Genomic DNA, 19,200 nt, shown 5'->3' on the forward strand with positions numbered 1-19,200 from the left:
AGTACGTAGTTCGGTCGTACCGAGTTCGTTTTGTGGCTTTTGATTCTAATAACGTAAGGGGGCAATCTATGGCAGCAAGTTTGTGGTTCGCGATTGCGTGCGGCGTGCTCGCGGTGGTGTACGGGCTGTGGGCGCGCAGCTGGATTCTTGGACAGAACGCGGGCAACGCCCGCATGCAGGAAATCGCGACAGCCATCCAGCAAGGTGCTGCGGCCTACCTGGCCCGCCAGTACCGCACCATCGGTATCGTCGGTGTTGTTCTGCTGGTAGCCATCGGGGCGGCGATCGATATGAAGACCGCCATCGGCTTCCTTCTTGGCGCCGTGCTTTCCGGCGCTTGCGGCTTTATCGGCATGAATGTGTCGGTGCGGGCCAACGTGCGTACCGCGCAGGCTGCGTCGGTGGGCATGAACGAGGCGCTCAATGTCGCCTTCAAGGGCGGCGCCATCACCGGCATGCTGGTGGTCGGCCTCGGGCTGCTGGGCGTAGCCGGATTCTACTGGGTGCTCACCGTGATGGGCGCTCCGGGCGCGCCTGACCCGACGCACAATGTGCATGAAGTGCTGAAGCCGATGATCGGCCTGGCCTTCGGCGCTTCCCTGATCTCGATCTTCGCCCGCCTCGGTGGCGGCATCTTCACCAAGGGCGCCGACGTGGGCGCCGACCTGGTGGGCAAGGTGGAGGCGGGCATTCCCGAGGACGATCCGCGCAATCCGGCGGTGATCGCCGACAACGTGGGCGACAACGTGGGCGACTGCGCCGGCATGGCGGCCGACCTGTTTGAAACCTATGTGGTGACCCTGATCGCGACCATGCTGCTTGGCGCGTTGATGATCACCAGCGCGCCGGCGCAGGCGGCCATCTATCCGATGCTGCTGGGTGCCGTGTCCATCATCGGCTCCATCATCGGCTGCTCCATGGTCAAGGCGAAACCGGGCAAGAAGATCATGTCGGCCCTGTACACTGGCTTGTGGTGGGCCGCCGGCCTGTCGCTGATCGGCTTCGTCATCGTAACCTGGATGGTCTGGCCGGATGATGAGATGCGCTACAAGATGCTGGGTGCAACGGTTGTCGGCATCGTGCTGACCGGCCTGATGGTCTACATCACGGAGTTCTATACCGGCACCGAATTCACGCCGGTGCGCCATATCGCGGAAGCTTCCACCACCGGCCACGGCACCAATATCATTGCGGGCCTGGGCGTGTCGATGAAATCCACCGCATGGCCAGTGCTTGCCGTGTGCGTGGCGATCCTGGTTTCCTTCAAGCTGTCCGGCCTGTACGGCATTGCGATTGCGGCGACCTCCATGCTGTCGATGGCTGGTATCGTCGTGGCGCTGGACGCCTACGGCCCGATTACCGACAACGCCGGCGGCATCGCCGAAATGTCGGGCATGCCGGATTCCGTGCGCGCCATTACCGACCCGCTGGATGCGGTGGGCAACACCACCAAGGCGGTGACCAAGGGCTATGCGATCGGCTCGGCCGGCCTGGCTGCGCTGGTGCTGTTTGCCGACTACACCCACGCCCTGCAGTCGCGCGGCATGGAGATGTCCTTCGACCTGTCCGACCCGATGGTAATCGTCGGCCTGTTCATCGGCGGCCTGATCCCTTACTTGTTCGGCGCCATGGCGATGGAGGCCGTCGGCCGCGCTGCCGGCGCCGTGGTGGTGGAAGTGCGCCGCCAGTTCCGCGACATCAAGGGCATCATGGACGGCACCGGCAAGCCGCAGTACGACAAGGCCGTCGACATGCTGACTGCCTCCGCCATCAAGGAAATGATTGCGCCTTCGCTGCTGCCCGTACTGGTGCCTATCCTGGTCGGCATGCTGCTCGGCCCGCGCGCGCTGGGAGGCCTGCTGATGGGCACCATCATCACCGGCCTGTTCGTGGCGATCTCGATGACCACCGGCGGCGGCGCCTGGGATAACGCGAAAAAGTATATTGAGGACGGCAACCATGGCGGCAAAGGTTCCGACGCGCACAAGGCGGCGGTGACCGGCGATACCGTGGGCGACCCGTACAAGGATACTGCCGGTCCGGCCGTCAACCCGCTGATCAAGATCATCAACATCGTGGCGCTGCTGCTGGTGCCGCTGTTGCCGGTCACCGGCATCCTGTCGGTGACCATGGCGCCGATGCAGGCGCAGCAACAGGTGGTGGCCCCGGCTTCGGCTGCGGCGCCGCAGGTGGCAGCGCCCGTGGCTGCGCCAGCGGTGGCTCCCGCCATGGCCGAGGTGCCGGCCCAAGCCGCAAGCGAGACGCCGGCGGCGAAGTAAGTCGCGCCGCGTCAACCCTCTGCGGCGTATGATGTCTGTACGCTGCGGAGGGCAACATGAACTATCCACTCCTGCTGGCGCTGGCCGCCGGGCTGTCCGGCCCGGCCGCTGGCACCGAATCCCTTGACGAGTACCGGCGCTTGCCGGAATGCCGGCTCAGCGCAGATGGCAAGCGCCTGCTGCAGGAGCCTTGCCGCACGGCGCCTGCCCGCAAGAATATGCCGCGCCGCCCGGTGCCGCTGACTGTCACCCCGACTCCGCGCATTGCGCCGGCCCCCGATCCTTCACTGACCTGGGCGCCCATGCTGACCAAACGCGATCCGCATGCGGCGCCGACGGCGATCGCCCAACTGCCGCGTGCGGGCCAGCCGTCGCTGCCGCCGGGCGCTGTCTTGCCGCCAGCGACGCCGCTGCCCGGCCCCAGCGCGCCGATCCCGGTCCAGTGCGACGCTGGCGGCTGCCGCGACACCAGCGGTACCTATTACCACGGGCCGCCCGGCCAGGTCATCAGCCCGAGCGGAAAAGTGTGTTCCCAGAGCGGAGGATGGATGACTTGCTACTGATTTCGGCTACAATACGCCTCGATTGACGTTTACGTAACGTAAAGTGAATAGGGGAGACAAAAGCATGCAGATCAAGGACCAAGTATTCATCATCACCGGCGGCGCGTCGGGCCTGGGCGCGGCGACCGCGCGCATGATCGTCGATAACGGCGGCAAGGTCGTGCTGGCGGACGTGCAGGTGGAAGCCGGCGAAAAGCTGGCGGCAGAACTGGGCGCAGCAAAATTCGTCAAATGCGACGTGACTTCGGAAGCGGACGGCCTGGCTGTGGTGGCTGCGGCTACCGCCATGGGCACCCTGCGCGGCCTGGTCAACTGCGCCGGCGTGGCGCCGGCGATCAAGACCGTGGGCAAGGATGGCCCGCACCCGCTCGAATCCTTCGCGCGCACCATCAATATCAACCTGGTCGGCACCTTCAATATGTGCCGACTGGCGGCTGATGCCATGGGCAAGACCGAAGCGGCGGAGTGGGGCGAGCGCGGTGTGATTATCAATACTGCATCGGTGGCCGCATTTGATGGCCAGATCGGGCAGACGGCTTATGGCGCCTCCAAGGCTGGTGTGGCCGGCATGACCTTGCCGATGGCGCGCGACCTGTCGCGTTCGGGCATCCGCGTGATGACCATTGCGCCGGGTATCTTCGAGACCCCGATGTTGCTGGGCATGCCGCAGGAAGTGCAGGATGCGCTGGGCAAGATGGTGCCGTTCCCGCCACGGCTGGGCAAGCCGTTCGAATATGCTTCGCTGGCCAAGTCCATTATCGAAAATACTATGCTGAATGGTGAGACGATCCGTTTGGATGGCGCGATTCGGATGCAGCCTAAATAAACCGGAAAACCCGTGTCTGACCCGCAGGGTCAGACACGAATACGCGGCCGCCGCATGCCGAGTGCCAGACCCTATGGGTCTGGCACTGAATTGCCGGTTTTGGTGTAGCATGGCCGGATGAAAGCACTAGCCCTTGCCGCAGCACTGCTCTGCACCCTCCCGCTCCACGCCCAAGACAACCGTGCTCCTGAAATCGCCACTGGCTGGCAGGATAAAGCCGGTTGGTCCGCACAGAAATTCATGGTCGCCGCGGCCAACCCGCTGGCCACCGAAGCCGGCTACCAGATGCTGAAGCAAGGCGGCTCCGCCGTTGATGCAGCGATCGCCACCCAACTGGTACTGACCCTGGTCGAGCCGCAATCTTCCGGCATCGGCGGCGGCGCCTTCATGATGCATTGGGACGGCAAGAAAGTCCGTTCCTTCGACGGCCGCGAAACCGCGCCCGCCGCCGCCACCGAAACCCTGTTCCAGGACGCCAACGGCAAACCCTTGCCGCGGCCGGAAGGCGTAGTAGGCGGCCGTTCGGTCGGCGCCCCCGGCGTGCTGCGCATGCTGGAACTGGCGCATAAGGAGTACGGCAAGCTGGCCTGGTCCAAACTGTTCGCGCCCGCCATCAAGCTGGCGGAAGAGGGCTTCGCCGTCAGTCCGCGCCTGAACGCCTTGCTGACCAGCGAGCGTTACCTGCAGCGCGACCCGGTCGCTGCCGCCTATTTCTTCGACAAGGACAAGAAACCCTGGCCCGTCGGCCATGTCCTGAAAAATCCGGCACTGGCCAAGACCCTGCGTGAAATCGCTGCCGAAGGCGCCGATGCCTTCTACCGTGGCCGCATCGCGCGCGACATCGCTGCGAAAGTGCAGGGCCACCCGACCAATCCCGGCGGCCTGACGGCAGCCGACATCGCGGGCTACCGGGCCAGGGAACGCGAGCCGCTGTGCACCGACTACCGCGCCTACAAGGTGTGCGGCATGCCGCCGCCGTCGTCGGGCGGCGTAGCGATCGCGCAGATCCTGGGCATCCTGGAGAACAGCAAGATCGGCGACTACGCGCCGGTCAACGGCGTGATCACGGCTGACGCCATCCACTTGATGACGGAAGCCGAGCGCCTGGCCTACGCCGACCGCAACCGCTACGTGGCCGACACCGACTTCGTGCCGCTGCCCGGCAAGGGCGCCAGCGGCCTGCTCGACAAGTCCTACCTGCGCCAGCGCGCCGCCCTCATCGGCGACAAGTCGATGGGCCGCGCCCGCGCCGGCGTGCCGGCTGAAGTCAAAGTAGCCTGGGGCGATGACACTGCGCTGGACAAGCCGTCCACCTCGCACCTGGTGGTAGTCGACGGCAACGGCAACGCCATTTCCATGACCACTTCGGTGGAAGACGCCTTCGGTTCGCGCCAGATGGTCGACGGCTTCCTGCTGAATAACCAGCTGACCGACTTCTCCTGGGATTCGGTGGACGAAAACGGCCCGATCGCCAATCGCGTGCAGCCTGGCAAGCGCCCGCGCAGTTCGATGGCCCCGACCCTGGTCTTCGACAGGCAGACCAGGCAACTGGTGCTGGCCACCGGCTCGCCGGGCGGCTCGACCATCATCAACTACGTGGCCAAGGTGCTGGTTGGTGCGCTTGACTGGAACCTCAATGTGCAGCAGGCCATCAGCCTGCCCAATTTCGGCAGCCGCAATGGCCCCACCGAGCTGGAAGCGGGCAAGTTCCCGGGCGAGGTGGTGGATCAGTTGAAAGCGCGCGGCCACGAGGTGCGCCAGGTGGAACTCAACTCGGGCCTGCAAGGCTTGCAGCGCACGCCGGCCGGCTGGTTCGGCGGCGCCGACCCGCGCCGCGAAGGCATCGTGCGCGGCGAGTGACGAGCGCGCGACAGGCTGCTGGCGGGCAGGGCGCAAGTCATTCCCGCCCCGCAGCCAGCATGTTACCCTTGATAAATGGGCATGAAAAAGAAAACGGGCTTGATCCTGACGGGCGGCGGCGCCCGGGCGGCTTACCAGATTGGCGTTTTGCAGGCGATTTCCGAAATCCTGTGGGAAGAGGGATGGCCGCCGGCACGTAATCCCTTCCAGATCATTTGCGGCACTTCGGCTGGCGCCATCAATGCCACCGCGCTGGCCTGCCGCGCCGACAATTTCGGCGAAGGCGTGCAGAAACTGCTCGATGTATGGAGCAATTTTGAAGCGAACCAGGTGTATCGCGCCGATTCGCTGGGCGTGCTGCGTTCGGGGGCGCGCTGGCTGTCGCTGCTGTCCTTCGGCTGGCTGCTGCGCAAATGGCGCGCCGCGCCGCCGCAGTCGCTGCTCGACAACACCCCGCTGGTGAACCTGCTGCACCGCATGCTGGACTTGCCGCGCCTGGACAACTGCCTGCAGGAAGGCCTGCTGCACGCGGTAGCCGTCACCGCATCGTCCTACACCGGCGGCCAGCACATCACCTTCTACCAGACCGCCGCCGAAATCGCACCCTGGGTAAGGATGCAGCGCGTGGCGATGCAGGACCAGATCGGCGTCGAGCACCTGCTGGCGTCGTCGGCGATTCCCTTCATCTTCCCGGCCACGCCCCTGTACATGGGCGGCCACCTGGAGTATTGCGGCGACGGTTCGATGCGCCAGCTGGCGCCGATTTCGCCGGCCATCCACCTTGGGGCGCAGAAGGTGCTGGTGGTCGGCGCCGGCCGCCTGACCGAGCCGCCGCGCCAGATGACGGAAACGCCGCGCTACCCGAGCCTGGCCCAGATCGCCGGCCATGCCATGTCCTCCATCTTCCTGGACGGGCTGGCGGTCGATATCGAACGCCTGAACCGCGTCAACCAGACCTTGTCCGTGCTGCCGGAAGACCTGCTGGCCAAGACTCCGCTGCGGCCCGTGGAACTGCTGGTAATCGCGCCGTCCGAACGGCTGGACGACCTGGCTGCGCGCCACATCGGCAGCCTGCCGGCGCCGATTCGCACCATGCTGTCCGGGATCGGCGCCACCGAGGCGCGCGGTTCGGCGCTGGCCTCCTACCTGCTGTTTGAAGCCAGCTACACCCAGGAGCTGATCCGGCTCGGCCAGCGCGATACCCAGGCCCGCCGCGCGGACGTCCTGGCATTTTTCGGGTCCTGATGGCGAGCAATAGTAAAATGGCAGCTTTTGCCCATTTCTGAACCGTGGCTGGAATAGTTCGTCGTCTGCTTCCTCGCCTGGCCGCACTGGCCCTGGCTTGCACGCTCGCCCTCCCGGCGCTGGCGGCGCCGCCGCGCACCCTGCGTTTCGAGCAGCTGGACGTGGACGACGGCCTGGCTCAGGAGTCGGTACTGGCGATCATGCAGGACCGCCAGGGCTTCATGTGGTTCGGCAGCCAGGCGGGCCTGAGCCGATTTGACGGCTACAAGGTCACGGTCTACCGCAATATCGTTGGCGACCAGCGCAGCCTGGCCGAGAACTGGGTCGGCGTGCTGCACCTCGATCCGCGCGGCCGCATGTGGGTCGGCACCGATGGCGGCCTTGACCTGTTCGACCCCAGAACCCAGTCGTTCAGCCACCATCTGCCGCGCGAGCCGGAAAAGCGCGGCAGCGGCAACCGCCATATCAAAGCCATCATCGATGACGGCGCCGATGGCCTGTGGATCGGCACCGCCGACGGCCTGCAGCATTTCGATCCGTCGACGGGCAAGTTCCTCATTTACCACCACGATCGCGCTGAAGCGGGCAGCCTTGGCCACGACCAGGTCAATGCCCTGGCGCGCGACAAGCAGGGCAGGCTGTGGATTGCCACCTCGGCCGGCGTCGACATGCTGGAGACGGGGTCGCGCACGTTCATCCACTATCCGCTCAAGGCAGCGGGCGCCCGCGGCGCCCAGTCCCTGCTGGTGGACCGCGACCAGGTGCTGTGGGTCGGCACCCAGAACGGCATCGAGCGCTGGACGCTGGAAGGAAAATATCCGCAGCGCCGGGTGCTGGGCGCGGCGGAAGGCCTGCCGCAAAGCACGGTCAAGCGCATCTACCAGGACCAGGATGGCACGCTGTGGGTCGGCAGCCAGACCGGCGGCTTGTTCCGCTGGCGCCAGTCGGACGACCGCTTCGTGCAATACCGCCACCAGCAGGGCGACCCGCACAGCATCGCGGACAACTATGTGTTCTCGCTGTTCCGCGACAACGTCGGCACCTTGTGGGTCGGTACCTGGTATCGCGGCGTCAGCCGGGTCGACCTGGGCAGCGGCGGCTTTGCGCGCCTGGTCAAGGACCCGGGCCAGCCCTTCACGCTGACCGACAACAAGGTGCGCGCCTTGCTCGACGCAGGCGACGGCAAGGTCTGGGTTGGCAACAGCGACGGCCTCAATTACTACGATCCGGTGACCGGCAAGACCGTGCTGTATCGCACCGGCAGCGGCAACGACAGCCTGGAATTCCAGGTCACGGCCTTGCTGCACGACCCGCGCGACCGCAATGTGCTGTGGGTTGGCAGCCGCAACGGCGTGCGCCGCTTCGACATCAGGGCGCGCCGCTTTGGTCCGCTGATGCTGTCGCACGGCGATCCTGAAAACGATGTGATCCGCTTCCTGTACGGCGACCGCGACGGCATGGTCTGGGCGTCCGCCCGCAATGGCCTGCACCGCATCGACCCGTCCAGCAACGGCGTGCTCACCTTCCGCCACGATCCGGCCGACATCCACAGCATGGCCGACAGCGTGGTGCGCCCGGTGCTGGAAGACCGGCGCGGCAACCTCTGGATCGGTACCTTCAACGGCCTTGACCTGCTGGACCGCAAGACCGGCCGCTTCACGCACTATCGCAACAACCCGAACGACCAGGGCAGCTTGAGCCACAACGAGGTGCACTACCTGTTCGAGGACGACGATGGCATGCTGTGGATCGGCACCGCGGCCGGCCTGAACCGGATGGAGCGGCGCCCCGACGGCAGCGTGCATTTCCGCCGCTTCCTGCGCAAGGATGGTCTGGCCGACGATGCGATCGCCGGCATCCTGCCGGACCGCGGGAAATACCTGTGGCTGTCCACCAATACCGGCATCTCCCGCCTCGACATGGGCAACGGGCAGGTGCGCAACTACTCCGGCGTGGACGGCACCATCGAGGGCGCCTATTTCGACGGCTCGGCCTTGCGCGCGGCCGACGGGACCCTGTACTTCGGCGGCTTCAACGGCATCACGGCATTCGATCCGCAGGAGGTGCGGGAGAACAGTTCGGCGCCGACTGCCGTTATCACCGATTTCCAGATCTTCAACAAGCCGGTGCGGCCGGGCCAGGGCGGCGCCAACAGGGGCGTGCTGCAGCAGGCCATCGAATACACCAGCTCCCTGTCGCTGCGCGAAGGCGACTCCGTATTCTCGCTGGAATTCGCGGCGCTGCACTACGCCGCGCCGCAGCGCAACCGCTTTGCCTACCAGCTGGTCGGCTTCGACAGGGACTGGGTGGTGACCGATGCGGGCAAGCGCTTCGCGACCTACACCAACCTTGACCCCGGCACCTACCAGTTCCGCGTCAAGGCTGCCAACAAGGACGGCATCTGGAACGACAACGCCGCCACGCTGGAAATCACTATCGCGCCGCCGTACTGGAAAACCTGGTGGTTCCGCCTGTGCATGCTGGCCGCCGCGCTGGGCGCCGCCGGGGGCGCTTACCACATGCGCGTGCGCGTCCTGCGCAGCCAGCAGCTGCAGCTGGAAAAGCAGGTCAGCCTGCGCACGGCCGAAGTGGAGCTGAAGAACCAGCTGCTGGAAGAGCAGAAGCGCGAGCTGGAGCAGCGCGACAAGCACCTGTCGCTGGCCAAGCAGAGGGCTGAGGACGCGACGCGCCAGAAGTCCGAGTTCCTGGCCAATATGAGCCACGAAATGCGCACCCCGCTGGCCGGGGTGATCGGCATGCTGGGCTTCGCCCTGCGCGACAACGCGCTGGCCGAGCGCACCCGCGAGCAGATCGAGCGCGGCCAAGGCAATGCACAGTCGCTGCTGGCCATCATCAACGACCTGCTGGACTTCTCCAAGATCGAAGCCGGCAAGCTGCACATCGAGTCGATCGACTTCGCGCTGGCCAGCATGGTGGAGAACGTGGTCAGCCTGTTTGCCGAGCACACCATGTCCAATATGGTGGGCTTCGAAGTCGATTTTGCGCCCGACCTGCCGGAATTCGTGGTCGGCGACCCGACCCGCCTGCGCCAGGTGCTGGTCAACCTGGTCGGCAACGCCTTCAAGTTCACGGAGCGCGGCAAGGTATCGCTGCGCGTGGAGCGCGAAAGCAGCGGGCCGCAAGGGCATCGCATCCGCTTCACGGTGGAAGACACCGGCATCGGCATTCCGCCCGACGCCTTGCCGCGCCTGTTCCAGAAATTCGAGCAGGGCGACACCACCACTACCCGCCGCTACGGCGGCACCGGCCTGGGCCTGGCGATCAGCAGCCAGCTGGTGGAGCTGATGGGCGGCCAGATCGACGTAGTCAGCGCGCCTGGCGCCGGCTCCAGCTTCGCCTTCACCGTTCCGCTGCGCGACGGCGTGGCGCCGCCGCTGGCGCCGCACGTGGCGCGCGAGCCGCATACGCATCAACTGCGCGTGCTGTGCGCAGAAGACTTCCCCACCAACCAGATCATCGTGCGCATGATGCTGGAAGACCTGGGGCACAAGGTCGATATCGCCGGCAACGGCGTGCTGGCGCTGGCCGCCTGCGCCCAGCAGCGCTACGACCTGGTGCTGATGGACGGCCGCATGCCGGAAATGGACGGCTCCACCGCGACGCGCCTGATCCGCTCCGGCGGCCCGCGCGAAGCGCCGGTGCTCGATCCGCACCTGATGATCGTGGCCCTGACGGCCAACGCCAGCGACGAAGACCGCAGCCGCTACCTGGCCGCCGGCATGGACGATTTCCTGACCAAGCCGATCGACGAGGGCGCGCTGCACATGCAGCTGGAACGGGCCATCGAGCGCCAGCTGGCGCGCGGCATCAAGCTGCCGCCGTTGCGGGCGCGAACGGCCGAACTTCCTTCGGTGGCGGAGCTCGATGCCATGTTCGGCGTGTGCGACCTGCCGCCGCCGGCGCCGATGCCGGGCCAGGCAGGACAGGCGCTCAAGCTGCGCCTGCGCGATGCCTTCATCGCCGACTTGCCGGCGCGCCTGCGCGAACTGGACCAGGCCCTGGCCTCGGCCGACGCCGATGCTGCCGGCCGCCTGTTCCACGGCATGAAGGGCAGTGCCGCCTACCTGGACGAGGCCGAACTGCATGCCCTGTGCGGTGAACTGGAACGGGCCGCCGACCGCGCCATGTGGCCGGCGATCCGCGAAAAGCTGCCGCGCTTGCGGCTGCTGCTGGAACACGTCGTATCCCCAACGCGTCATTAAAACAAGAGCGGAGAGAGCATGAAAGTATTGGTAGTCGACGACGACGTAGTCTCACGCATGGTGCTCATGCACCTGATCGATGGTTGCGGCAAGTTCGAGATCGTTGAAGCGGAAGACGGCGCCGACGCCTGGCGGCAGCTGGAGGGTGGGCTGCGTCCGGGCATCGTTTTCTGCGACCTGCGCATGCCGCGCCTGTCCGGCATCGAATTGCTGCAGCGCGTGCGCGGGCAGGGAGACCTGGCCGAAGTGCCGTTCGTGCTGGTGTCCTCCGCCACCGACAAGGAAACGGTGCAGCAGGCCACCCTGGCCGGCGCCACCGGCTACATCGTCAAGCCGTTCCAGTCGGAGCAGGTGCGCGCCCACCTGGGCGCTTTCCTCGACCAGGCGGCCAACGGCTATGAGCACCGGGCGGAAGAGCCGGCAGCCACCCTGGCGCGGCTGGGCATTGCCGCCGACCGTTTGCTGGTCTACCTGACCGGTTTCCAGAACCAGCTGACGGCAGCCAGCAACGAGATCGATGCGCTGCTGGCGCACGACGAGCAGGCGGAGGTTCGCGTGCGGCTGGAGCGCCTGCTTACCGGCTGCACCACGCTGGGCTTGCACGGCGCCGCGGCCTCGCTCAAGCCGCTGATCGGCGTCCACGTCAGCAACGAAGCCGTGCAGGCGGCGCTGACGGACGTGATCAGGGCAGTGCTGCACCAATCCTCGCTGGTGCGCCAAAGCTGAGAAAATCGCCAGCCCGCTTGCGGGAAAATCCTCCCACCGGGCTGGCGCGGCCTTGCGGTAAATATAGTTTAGGTTTAAAGTAGTCTGCACCGCAGGCTGTACTTTCAACCGAACCTTACCCAGGCGACCATGAACAGACCCACTGCAGCAGAACCGAGCGCGCATCTCGACCAGTTCGCGCGCCAGCATCTACCTCCGGTTGAACAATGGCCGGACCTGGTGTTCGACCTTTCCGAGTTGCAGTACCCGGCGCGCCTGAATTGCGTGGCCGAGATCCTCGACCAGGCCGTGGCAGCGGGCAGCGGCGCGCGCATCGCCCTGCACGGCGAAGGCTTCGGCTGGACTTACGCCGAACTGCAGCAGCAGGTTGACCGCATCGTCAACGTCCTGCGCGGCCCGATGGCGCTGGTGCCCGGCAATCGCGTCCTGCTGCGCGGCGCCAACCATCCAATGATGGCCGCCGCCGTGCTGGCCGTGCTCAAGGCCGGATTGATCGCGGTGCCCACCATGCCGCTGCTGCGCGCGCGGGAGCTGGGCGTCATCATGCAGAAGGCGCAGGTGCAGGCGGTGCTGTGCGCCCATGCCCTGCGCGAAGAGATCGAGGCTGCGCCCAACCGCCCTGGACGCACCCTGTGGTTCAACGTGCCGGCCGAGGCGCAGGCTGCCGCCGCGGCGTCCGGGCATTCGCTCGAGGCCATGATGGATGCGCAGCCGGCGAGCGCCGCGGCATGCGACACGGCGGCCGACGACATCTGCCTGATCAGCTTCACGTCCGGCACCACCGGCGTCCCGAAAGGCACCATCCACTTCCATCGCGACGTATTGGCCATCTGCGACTGCTTCCCGCGCCATGTCCTCGAGTCCCGCGCCGACGACCTGTTCATCGGCACGCCGCCGCTGGCCTTTACCTTCGGCCTGGGCGGCCTGCTGCTGTTCCCGCTGCGGGTGGGCGCCGCCGCCGTGCTGCTGGAAAAGCTGACGCCGGAAACGCTGCTGCAGGCGATTGAAAAATACCGCGCGACGATCTGCTTTACCGCGCCGACCTTTTACCGCCAGATGGCCACGCTCGCAGGCAAATACGATCTTTCGAGCCTGGACAAGTCCGTCTCGGCCGGCGAAGCGCTGCCGGTGGCAACGCGCGAAGCCTGGCAGCAGGCCACCGGCTTGCGCATGATCGACGGCATCGGCGCCACGGAGATGCTGCATATCTTCATTTCCGCTGCGGGCGACGATATCCGTCCGGGCGCCACCGGCAAGCCGATTCCCGGCTACCGCGCCTGCGTCCTCGATAACAAAGGCCAGCCGGTAGGCCCTGGCGTTGTCGGCCGCCTGGCGGTGAAAGGCCCGACCGGCTGCCGCTACCTGGACGACCCGCGCCAGCGCGACTACGTGCTGGACGGCTGGAACCTGACTGGCGACGCTTACGAAACGGATGCCGACGGCTACTTCTTCTACCGCTCGCGCACCGACGACATGATCATTTCCGCCGGCTACAACATCGCTGGCCCCGAAGTTGAAGACGCCTTGCTGCGTCATCCCGCCGTGGCCGAATGCGGCGTGGTCGGCAAGCCGGACGAGGAACGCGGCCAGGTCGTGGAAGCGCATGTCGTGCTCAAGCCGGGCTTTGAAGCAACGCCCGACATGGCGGCGCAGCTGCAAGACTTCGTCAAGGAACAGATCGCCCCGTACAAGTATCCGCGCTCGATCCGCTTCCTGCCTTCGCTGCCGCGCACCGAAACCGGCAAGCTGCAACGCTTCAAACTCCGTAGCACTTGAGGAACAGCATGAATATCGTTTGTATTGGCGGCGGCCCGGCCGGCCTGTATTTTGCCCTGCTGATGAAAAAGCAGGACCCGTCGCACCGCATCGTGGTGGTGGAGCGCAATCGGCCTTACGATACCTTCGGCTGGGGCGTGGTGTTTTCCGACCAGACGCTGGGCAACCTGGTGGCGGCCGACGAAAAGACTGCGCGCGAGATCCTGCAGTCTTTCAACCATTGGGACGACATCGACGTCTTCTTCAAAGGGCAGAAAGTCACCTCCGGTGGCCACGGTTTCTGCGGCATCGGCCGCAAGCGCCTGCTGAACATCCTGCAGCAGCGCTGCGAAGAACTGGGCGTGGAGCTGGTGTTCGAGACTGACGTGCAGGACGACCAGGAACTGGCGGCGCGCTACAACGCAGACCTGGTGATCGCTTCGGACGGCCTCAATTCGCGCGTGCGCGCTCGCTACGAGGCGACGTTCCAGCCGATGATCGAAGCGCGCCAATGCCGCTTCGTCTGGCTGGGTACGACGAAGAAGTTCGACGCCTTCACCTTCGACTTCCAGCAGACGGAACATGGCTGGTTCCAGGCCCACATCTACCAGTACGACGGCGAGACGTCGACCTTCATCATCGAGACGCCGGAATCGGTGTGGCGCGCTGCCGGGCTGGACGACATGCCGCAAGAAGAAGCGCTGGCCTGGTGCGAGAAGCTGTTCGCCGAGCGGCTGGAAGGGCATAAGCTGATGTCCAACGCCGCCCACCTGCGCGGCTCGAATGTCTGGATCAAGTTCCCGCGCATCGTGTGCCAGAAGTGGGTGCACTGGAATGGCGACGTGCCGGTGGTCCTGATGGGCGATGCGGCGCATACTGCGCACTTCTCGATCGGTTCCGGCACCAAGCTGGCGCTGGAAGACGCGATCGAGCTGGCGCGCTGCTTTGCTGCGCATGGCAGCGCACGCGACGCGCTGGCTGCCTATCAGGACGTGCGCGCGGTCGAAGTGCTGAAGATACAAAGCGCAGCGCGCAATTCGATGGAGTGGTTCGAAAACGTGCAGCGCTACTCCGCGATGGAGGCGCCGCAGTTCGCCTACTCGATGCTGACGCGCAGCCAGCGGCTGTCCCATGAAAACCTGCGCGTGCGCGACCGGGACTACGTGGCTGGCTTCGAACGCTGGCTTGCCGGCCGGGCGTTCGCGCAAGCCGGGGTGCCGCAGCCGGCCGGCAGCCTTCCGGTGCCGCCGATGTTCACCCCGTACAAGGTGCGCGGCCTGGTGCTGAAAAACCGCATCATCGTCTCGCCGATGGCGCAATACAGTGCGGTCGACGGCTGCGTTGGCGACTGGCATATGGCGCATCTGGGTGCGCGCGCCATGGGCGGCGCAGCACTGGTGATGGCGGAGATGACTTGCGTTTCCGCCGATGCCCGCATTACGCCGTTCTGCCCCGGAATGTACGCACCTGCGCACACGATGGCCTGGAAGCGCATCGTCGATTTCGTCCACCAGAACACGGACGCCAGGATCGGCTTGCAGCTCGGCCACGCCGGCGCCAAGGGCTCGACCCGCGCCATGTGGGACGGCATTGACCTGCCGCTCGACAAAGGCAACTGGCCCCTGCTGGCGGCCTCGCAGCAGCAATACCTGGCGGGTGTGTCGCAGGTGGCCCGCACCGCGAGCGCGGAGGACATGCGGCGCATCGAGGCCGACTTCGTGCGCGCCACGCTGGCGGCCGAAGAAGCGGGCTTCGACTGGCTTGAACTGCACTGCGCGCACGGTTACCTGCTGTCGTCTTTCATCTCCCCGTTGACCAATGTGCGCGGCGACGAGTATGGCGGCTCGCTCGAGAACCGTTGCCGCTTCCCCTTGCGCGTGTTTGCGGCCATGCGCGCGGCGTGGCCCGCGCATAAGCCCATGAGCGTGCGCATTTCGGCGCATGACTGGGTCGAGGGCGGCATCACGCCGGATGATGCCGTGCAGGTCGCGCGCCTGTTCAAGCTGGCGGGCGCGGACATGATCGACTGCTCCTCGGGCCAGGTCAGCAAGCTGGAAAAGCCGGTATTCGGGCGCATGTTCCAGACGCCGTTTGCGGACCGGGTGCGCAACGAGGCGGGGATTCCGACCATTGCAGTCGGCTCGATCTTCGAAGCCGACCATGCGAACGGCATCATCGCGGCCGGCCGCGCCGACCTGTGCGCCGTGGGCCGCCCGCATCTCGCAAACCCTTCCTGGACGCTGGCCGAGGCGGCCAGGCTTGGCTACACGCCCGTGACCTGGCCGAAGCAATACCTGGCCGGCAAGCAGCAGCTCGAGCGCAATCTTGAGCGCGAACGCCAGCTGGCCGCCGCCAATGCCGGGCTGACGCCGCAGCAGGTCGCGGCGAAATTGCTGGAGGGCTGACGATGGTGCTCTCTGGCCAGCATGCATTCATCACCGGCGGCAGCAGGGGCATCGGGCTGGCCTGCGCACGTGCATTGCTGGCCCAAGGCGCCAGCGTGACGATTGCCGGACGCGATGCGGTAGCGCTCGAACGCGCGGCGGACTCGCTGCGTACCGGGAACGCTCGAAGCGGGACGCAGGTGCCGCGGGTGGACATCTGCGTGCTGGACGTTACCGACGAAGCGGCCGTCCACGCGGCCATCGCCGCAGCCGCGCAGCAACTCGGCCCGATCACCATCCTGCTGAACAATGCCGGGCAGGCGCGGCCCGCGCCGTTCGCGAAAACCACCAGCCGGCACTGGCAGCAAATGCTCGACGTGAACCTGACCGGCGCCTTCCACTGCACGCAAGCGGTCCTGCCGCAGATGCTGGAAAAAGGCTGGGGAAGAATCGTCAACATCGCCTCCACCGCGGGCCTGAAAGGCTACAAATACGTCAGCGCCTACGTCGCCGCCAAGCACGGCCTGGTCGGCCTGACCAAGGCGCTGGCGCTGGAACTGGCGACAAAGAACATCACGGTGAACGCCGTCTGCCCCGGCTACACGGAAACCGACATCGTGCAGGACGCAATCGCCAACATCATGCAAAAAACCGGACGCAGCGAGGAGCAAGCGCGCGCCGAGCTGGCGGCCGGCAACCCGCAACAGAAGCTGGTGCAGGTCGAGGAAGTCGCCAACGCCGTGGCCTGGCTTTGCCAGCCGTCCAGCAGCGCAATGACCGGCCAATCCATCGCCGTCGCCGGCGGTGAAGTCATGTAAGGAAACCGGAACGATGCAATTAGACCTGGAAAGCCGCCTGACCAAGGACCACCACCAGTCGCTCAAGCTGTGGCTGCGCATGCTCTCCTGCACTACCAAGATCGAAACCGAAATCCGCAGCCGCTTGCGCACCGAATTCGGCATCACGCTGCCGCGCTTCGACCTGATGGCGCAGCTTGAGCGCCACCCCGAAGGCCTGCGCATGGGCGAACTCTCCAAACGCATGATGGTCACCGGCGGCAACGTCACCGGCATCACCGACCAATTGGAGCAGGAGAACCTGGTCGTCCGCGTACCCGACCCGAAAGACGGCCGCGCCTTCAGTGTCAAGCTCACGCCCGCTGGACGCAAAGCCTTCGCGCAAATGGCCGCAGTCCACGAAAGCTGGGTTGCCGAACTGCTGCAAGAGATTTCGCAAGAAGACAAAGGACAGCTCATCGAATTGCTGTCGCAAATGAAGGGCCACCTGTACGCCCGCGAACCAAAGGACAAACCATGAAATACCTGCAAGGGGAACCGCAACACCTGCCGGGCAACCGCGCGCAACTCGCCGCCTACCAGGCCAGGCACTTCCAGTTCACGGTGGAGCAGGGCGTCGCCACGCTTACCCTGGACCGCCCCGAGCGCAAGAATCCGCTCACCTTCGACTCCTACGCCGAGCTGCGTGAACTGTTCCGCGCACTGGCCTATGCCGATGACGTCAAGGTCATCGCCATCACCGGCGCCGGCGAGAACTTCTGCTCCGGCGGCGACGTGCATGAAATCATCGGCCCCTTGACCAAGCTGGACATGCCTGGCCTGCTGGCCTTCACCCGCATGACCGGCGACGTGGTGAAAGCCATGCGCGCCTGCCCGCAACCGGTCATCGCCGCCATCGACGGCGTGTGCGCCGGCGCCGGCTCCATGCTTGCCCTGGGTTCCGATATCCGCCTCGGCACGGAGCGCAGCAAGACCGCCTTCCTGTTCACCCGCGTCGGCCTGGCTGGCTGCGACATGGGCGCCTGCGCCTTGCTGCCGCGCGTGATCGGCCAGGGCCGCGCCGCAGAACTGCTATACACCGGCCGTTCCATGTCCGGTACGGAAGGCGAGCGCTGGGGCTTCTTCAACAGCCTGCACGCGCCGGAAAGCCTGCTCGCCGCAGCGCAAGCCTTTGCCCAAGGCCTGGCCAGCGGCCCGACCTTCGCGCACGGCATGACCAAGAAGATGCTGCAACAGGAGTGGAACATGGGCGTCGACGAAGCCATCGAAGCGGAAGCGCAGGCGCAAGCCATCTGCATGGCCACCAACGACTTTCACCGAGCCTATCACGCCTTCGTGGCGAAACAGAAACCGGTTTTCGAGGGCGATTGAGATGGCTGATAAATCCTACCTTGGCTGGCCCTTCTTCGAACAACGCCATGCGGTGCTGGAGCGCGACCTGGACGCTTGGGCCGCCGAACATGTGCGCGACGCGCACGGCAGCGACACAGACGCCCAATGCCGTTCCCTGGTGCGCGCCCTCGGCGATGCGGGCTGGCTGCGGCACGCCATCGGCGGCACCGCCTATGGCGGCGCGCTGGACGCCATCGACACCCGCGCCATCTGCCTGATCCGGGAAACCTTGGCCCGCCATAACGGCCTGGCCGATTTCGCCTTCGCGATGCAGGGCCTGGGCTCCGGCGCCATCAGCCTGTTCGGCAGCGACGCCAGCAAGCAAGCCTACTTGCCGCGCGTCGCGAAAGGCGAAGCGATTGCCGCCTTCGCGCTGTCCGAGCCGCAGGCCGGCTCCGACGTCGCCGCCATGCAATGCGCCGCCGTGCCGGATGGCGACCATTATGTGCTCAATGGCGAAAAGACCTGGATCTCCAACGGCGGCATCGCCGACTTCTATGTGGTCTTCGCCCGCACCGGCGAGCAACCCGGCGCGCGCGGCATCAGCGCCTTCATCGTCGACAAGGACACGCCAGGCTTCGCGATCGCGGAGCGTATCAACGTCATCGCCCCGCACCCGCTGGCGCGCCTGGAATTCAGCAACTGCCGCATTCCCTCCAGCCAGCGCCTTGGCGAGGCAGGGCAGGGCTTCAAGGTCGCAATGGCAACGCTGGACGTATTCCGCACCTCGGTCGCCGCCGCCGCGCTGGGCTTCGCCCGCCGTGCGCTGGACGAAGCGCTGGCCCATGCCCAAAGCCGCAAGATGTTCGGCCAGGCGCTGGCCGACTTCCAGCTCACGCAAGCCAAGCTGGCGCAGATGGCCACGGGCGTCGATTCTTCCGCCTTGCTGACCTACCGCGCCGCCTGGCAGCGCGACCAGGGCCAGAAAGTGACGAAAGAAGCCGCCATGGCCAAGATGACCGCGACTGAGACTGCCCAGCAGGTGATCGACGCCGCCGTACAAATGTTCGGCGGCATGGGCGTGGTCAGCGAACATCCGGTCGAGCGCCTGTACCGTGAAATCCGCGCGCTGCGCATTTATGAAGGCGCCTCCGAAGTACAACAATTGATCATCGCGCGCGAACTGCTGCGCGAAGGCTAAGGAGTCAGT

At 65.9% G+C, this 19,200-nt stretch carries 13 protein-coding genes; all 13 read left to right on the forward strand.

Annotation, left to right across the window (positions count from 1 at the left end):
* The first annotated feature begins 68 nt into the window (after positions 1-68).
* The 13 genes from ACN9MU_RS10715 (at position 69) to ACN9MU_RS10775 (ending at position 19,191) form a co-directional block, all read left to right on the forward strand.
* Positions 69-2,279, forward strand: coding sequence for a sodium-translocating pyrophosphatase (locus ACN9MU_RS10715; protein ID WP_426322266.1), 2,211 nt, complete (start codon positions 69-71; stop codon positions 2,277-2,279).
* 56 nt (positions 2,280-2,335) lie between these two features.
* Positions 2,336-2,842, forward strand: a complete 507-nt coding sequence (locus ACN9MU_RS10720; RefSeq protein WP_426337286.1) for a hypothetical protein — start codon at positions 2,336-2,338, stop codon at positions 2,840-2,842.
* 64 nt (positions 2,843-2,906) lie between these two features.
* Positions 2,907-3,668 carry a 3-hydroxyacyl-CoA dehydrogenase gene (locus ACN9MU_RS10725; protein ID WP_426337287.1) on the forward strand — a complete coding sequence of 254 codons (762 nt, stop codon included), beginning with the start codon at positions 2,907-2,909 and terminating at the stop codon, positions 3,666-3,668.
* Between the two features lie 117 nt (positions 3,669-3,785).
* Positions 3,786-5,528 (forward strand): gamma-glutamyltransferase, encoded by a 1,743-nt coding sequence (ggt, locus tag ACN9MU_RS10730; protein ID WP_426337288.1) that lies wholly within the window; start codon positions 3,786-3,788, stop codon positions 5,526-5,528.
* Between the two features lie 75 nt (positions 5,529-5,603).
* The gene (locus ACN9MU_RS10735) at positions 5,604-6,773 is read left to right on the forward strand and encodes a patatin-like phospholipase family protein (protein ID WP_057260261.1); all 1,170 of its coding nucleotides are present in this window, start codon (positions 5,604-5,606) and stop codon (positions 6,771-6,773) included.
* Between the two features lie 44 nt (positions 6,774-6,817).
* On the forward strand, positions 6,818-10,996 hold the full coding sequence (locus ACN9MU_RS10740) for a two-component regulator propeller domain-containing protein (protein WP_426337289.1): 4,179 nt from the start codon (positions 6,818-6,820) through the stop codon (positions 10,994-10,996).
* Between the two features lie 18 nt (positions 10,997-11,014).
* Positions 11,015-11,722 carry a response regulator gene (locus tag ACN9MU_RS10745; protein WP_426337290.1) on the forward strand — a complete coding sequence of 236 codons (708 nt, stop codon included), beginning with the start codon at positions 11,015-11,017 and terminating at the stop codon, positions 11,720-11,722.
* 129 nt (positions 11,723-11,851) lie between these two features.
* Positions 11,852-13,498 carry an AMP-binding protein gene (locus ACN9MU_RS10750; RefSeq protein WP_426344557.1) on the forward strand — a complete coding sequence of 549 codons (1,647 nt, stop codon included), beginning with the start codon at positions 11,852-11,854 and terminating at the stop codon, positions 13,496-13,498.
* An 8-nt stretch (positions 13,499-13,506) separates the two neighbouring features.
* Positions 13,507-15,882 (forward strand): bifunctional salicylyl-CoA 5-hydroxylase/oxidoreductase, encoded by a 2,376-nt coding sequence (locus tag ACN9MU_RS10755; RefSeq protein WP_426170491.1) that lies wholly within the window; start codon positions 13,507-13,509, stop codon positions 15,880-15,882.
* Positions 15,883-15,884: 2 nt separating this feature from the next.
* The gene (locus tag ACN9MU_RS10760) at positions 15,885-16,679 is read left to right on the forward strand and encodes an SDR family NAD(P)-dependent oxidoreductase (protein WP_426344558.1); all 795 of its coding nucleotides are present in this window, start codon (positions 15,885-15,887) and stop codon (positions 16,677-16,679) included.
* A gap of 13 nt (positions 16,680-16,692) precedes the next feature.
* Entirely contained in the window at positions 16,693-17,178 is a 486-nt protein-coding gene (locus ACN9MU_RS10765) for a MarR family winged helix-turn-helix transcriptional regulator (protein WP_426170495.1), read from the forward strand.
* Positions 17,175-18,029 carry an enoyl-CoA hydratase family protein gene (locus ACN9MU_RS10770; RefSeq protein WP_426344559.1) on the forward strand — a complete coding sequence of 285 codons (855 nt, stop codon included), beginning with the start codon at positions 17,175-17,177 and terminating at the stop codon, positions 18,027-18,029. The genes ACN9MU_RS10765 and ACN9MU_RS10770 overlap by 4 nt, the downstream gene beginning before the upstream one ends.
* A 1-nt stretch (position 18,030) precedes the next feature.
* Entirely contained in the window at positions 18,031-19,191 is a 1,161-nt protein-coding gene (locus ACN9MU_RS10775; protein WP_426322281.1) for an acyl-CoA dehydrogenase family protein, read from the forward strand.
* Positions 19,192-19,200 lie beyond the last annotated feature (9 nt).

Origin of the sequence: Pseudoduganella sp. R-32, from assembly GCF_049913245.1 — a bacterium.
In the GTDB taxonomy this organism is placed as follows: Bacteria; Pseudomonadota; Gammaproteobacteria; order Burkholderiales; family Burkholderiaceae_D; genus Rugamonas.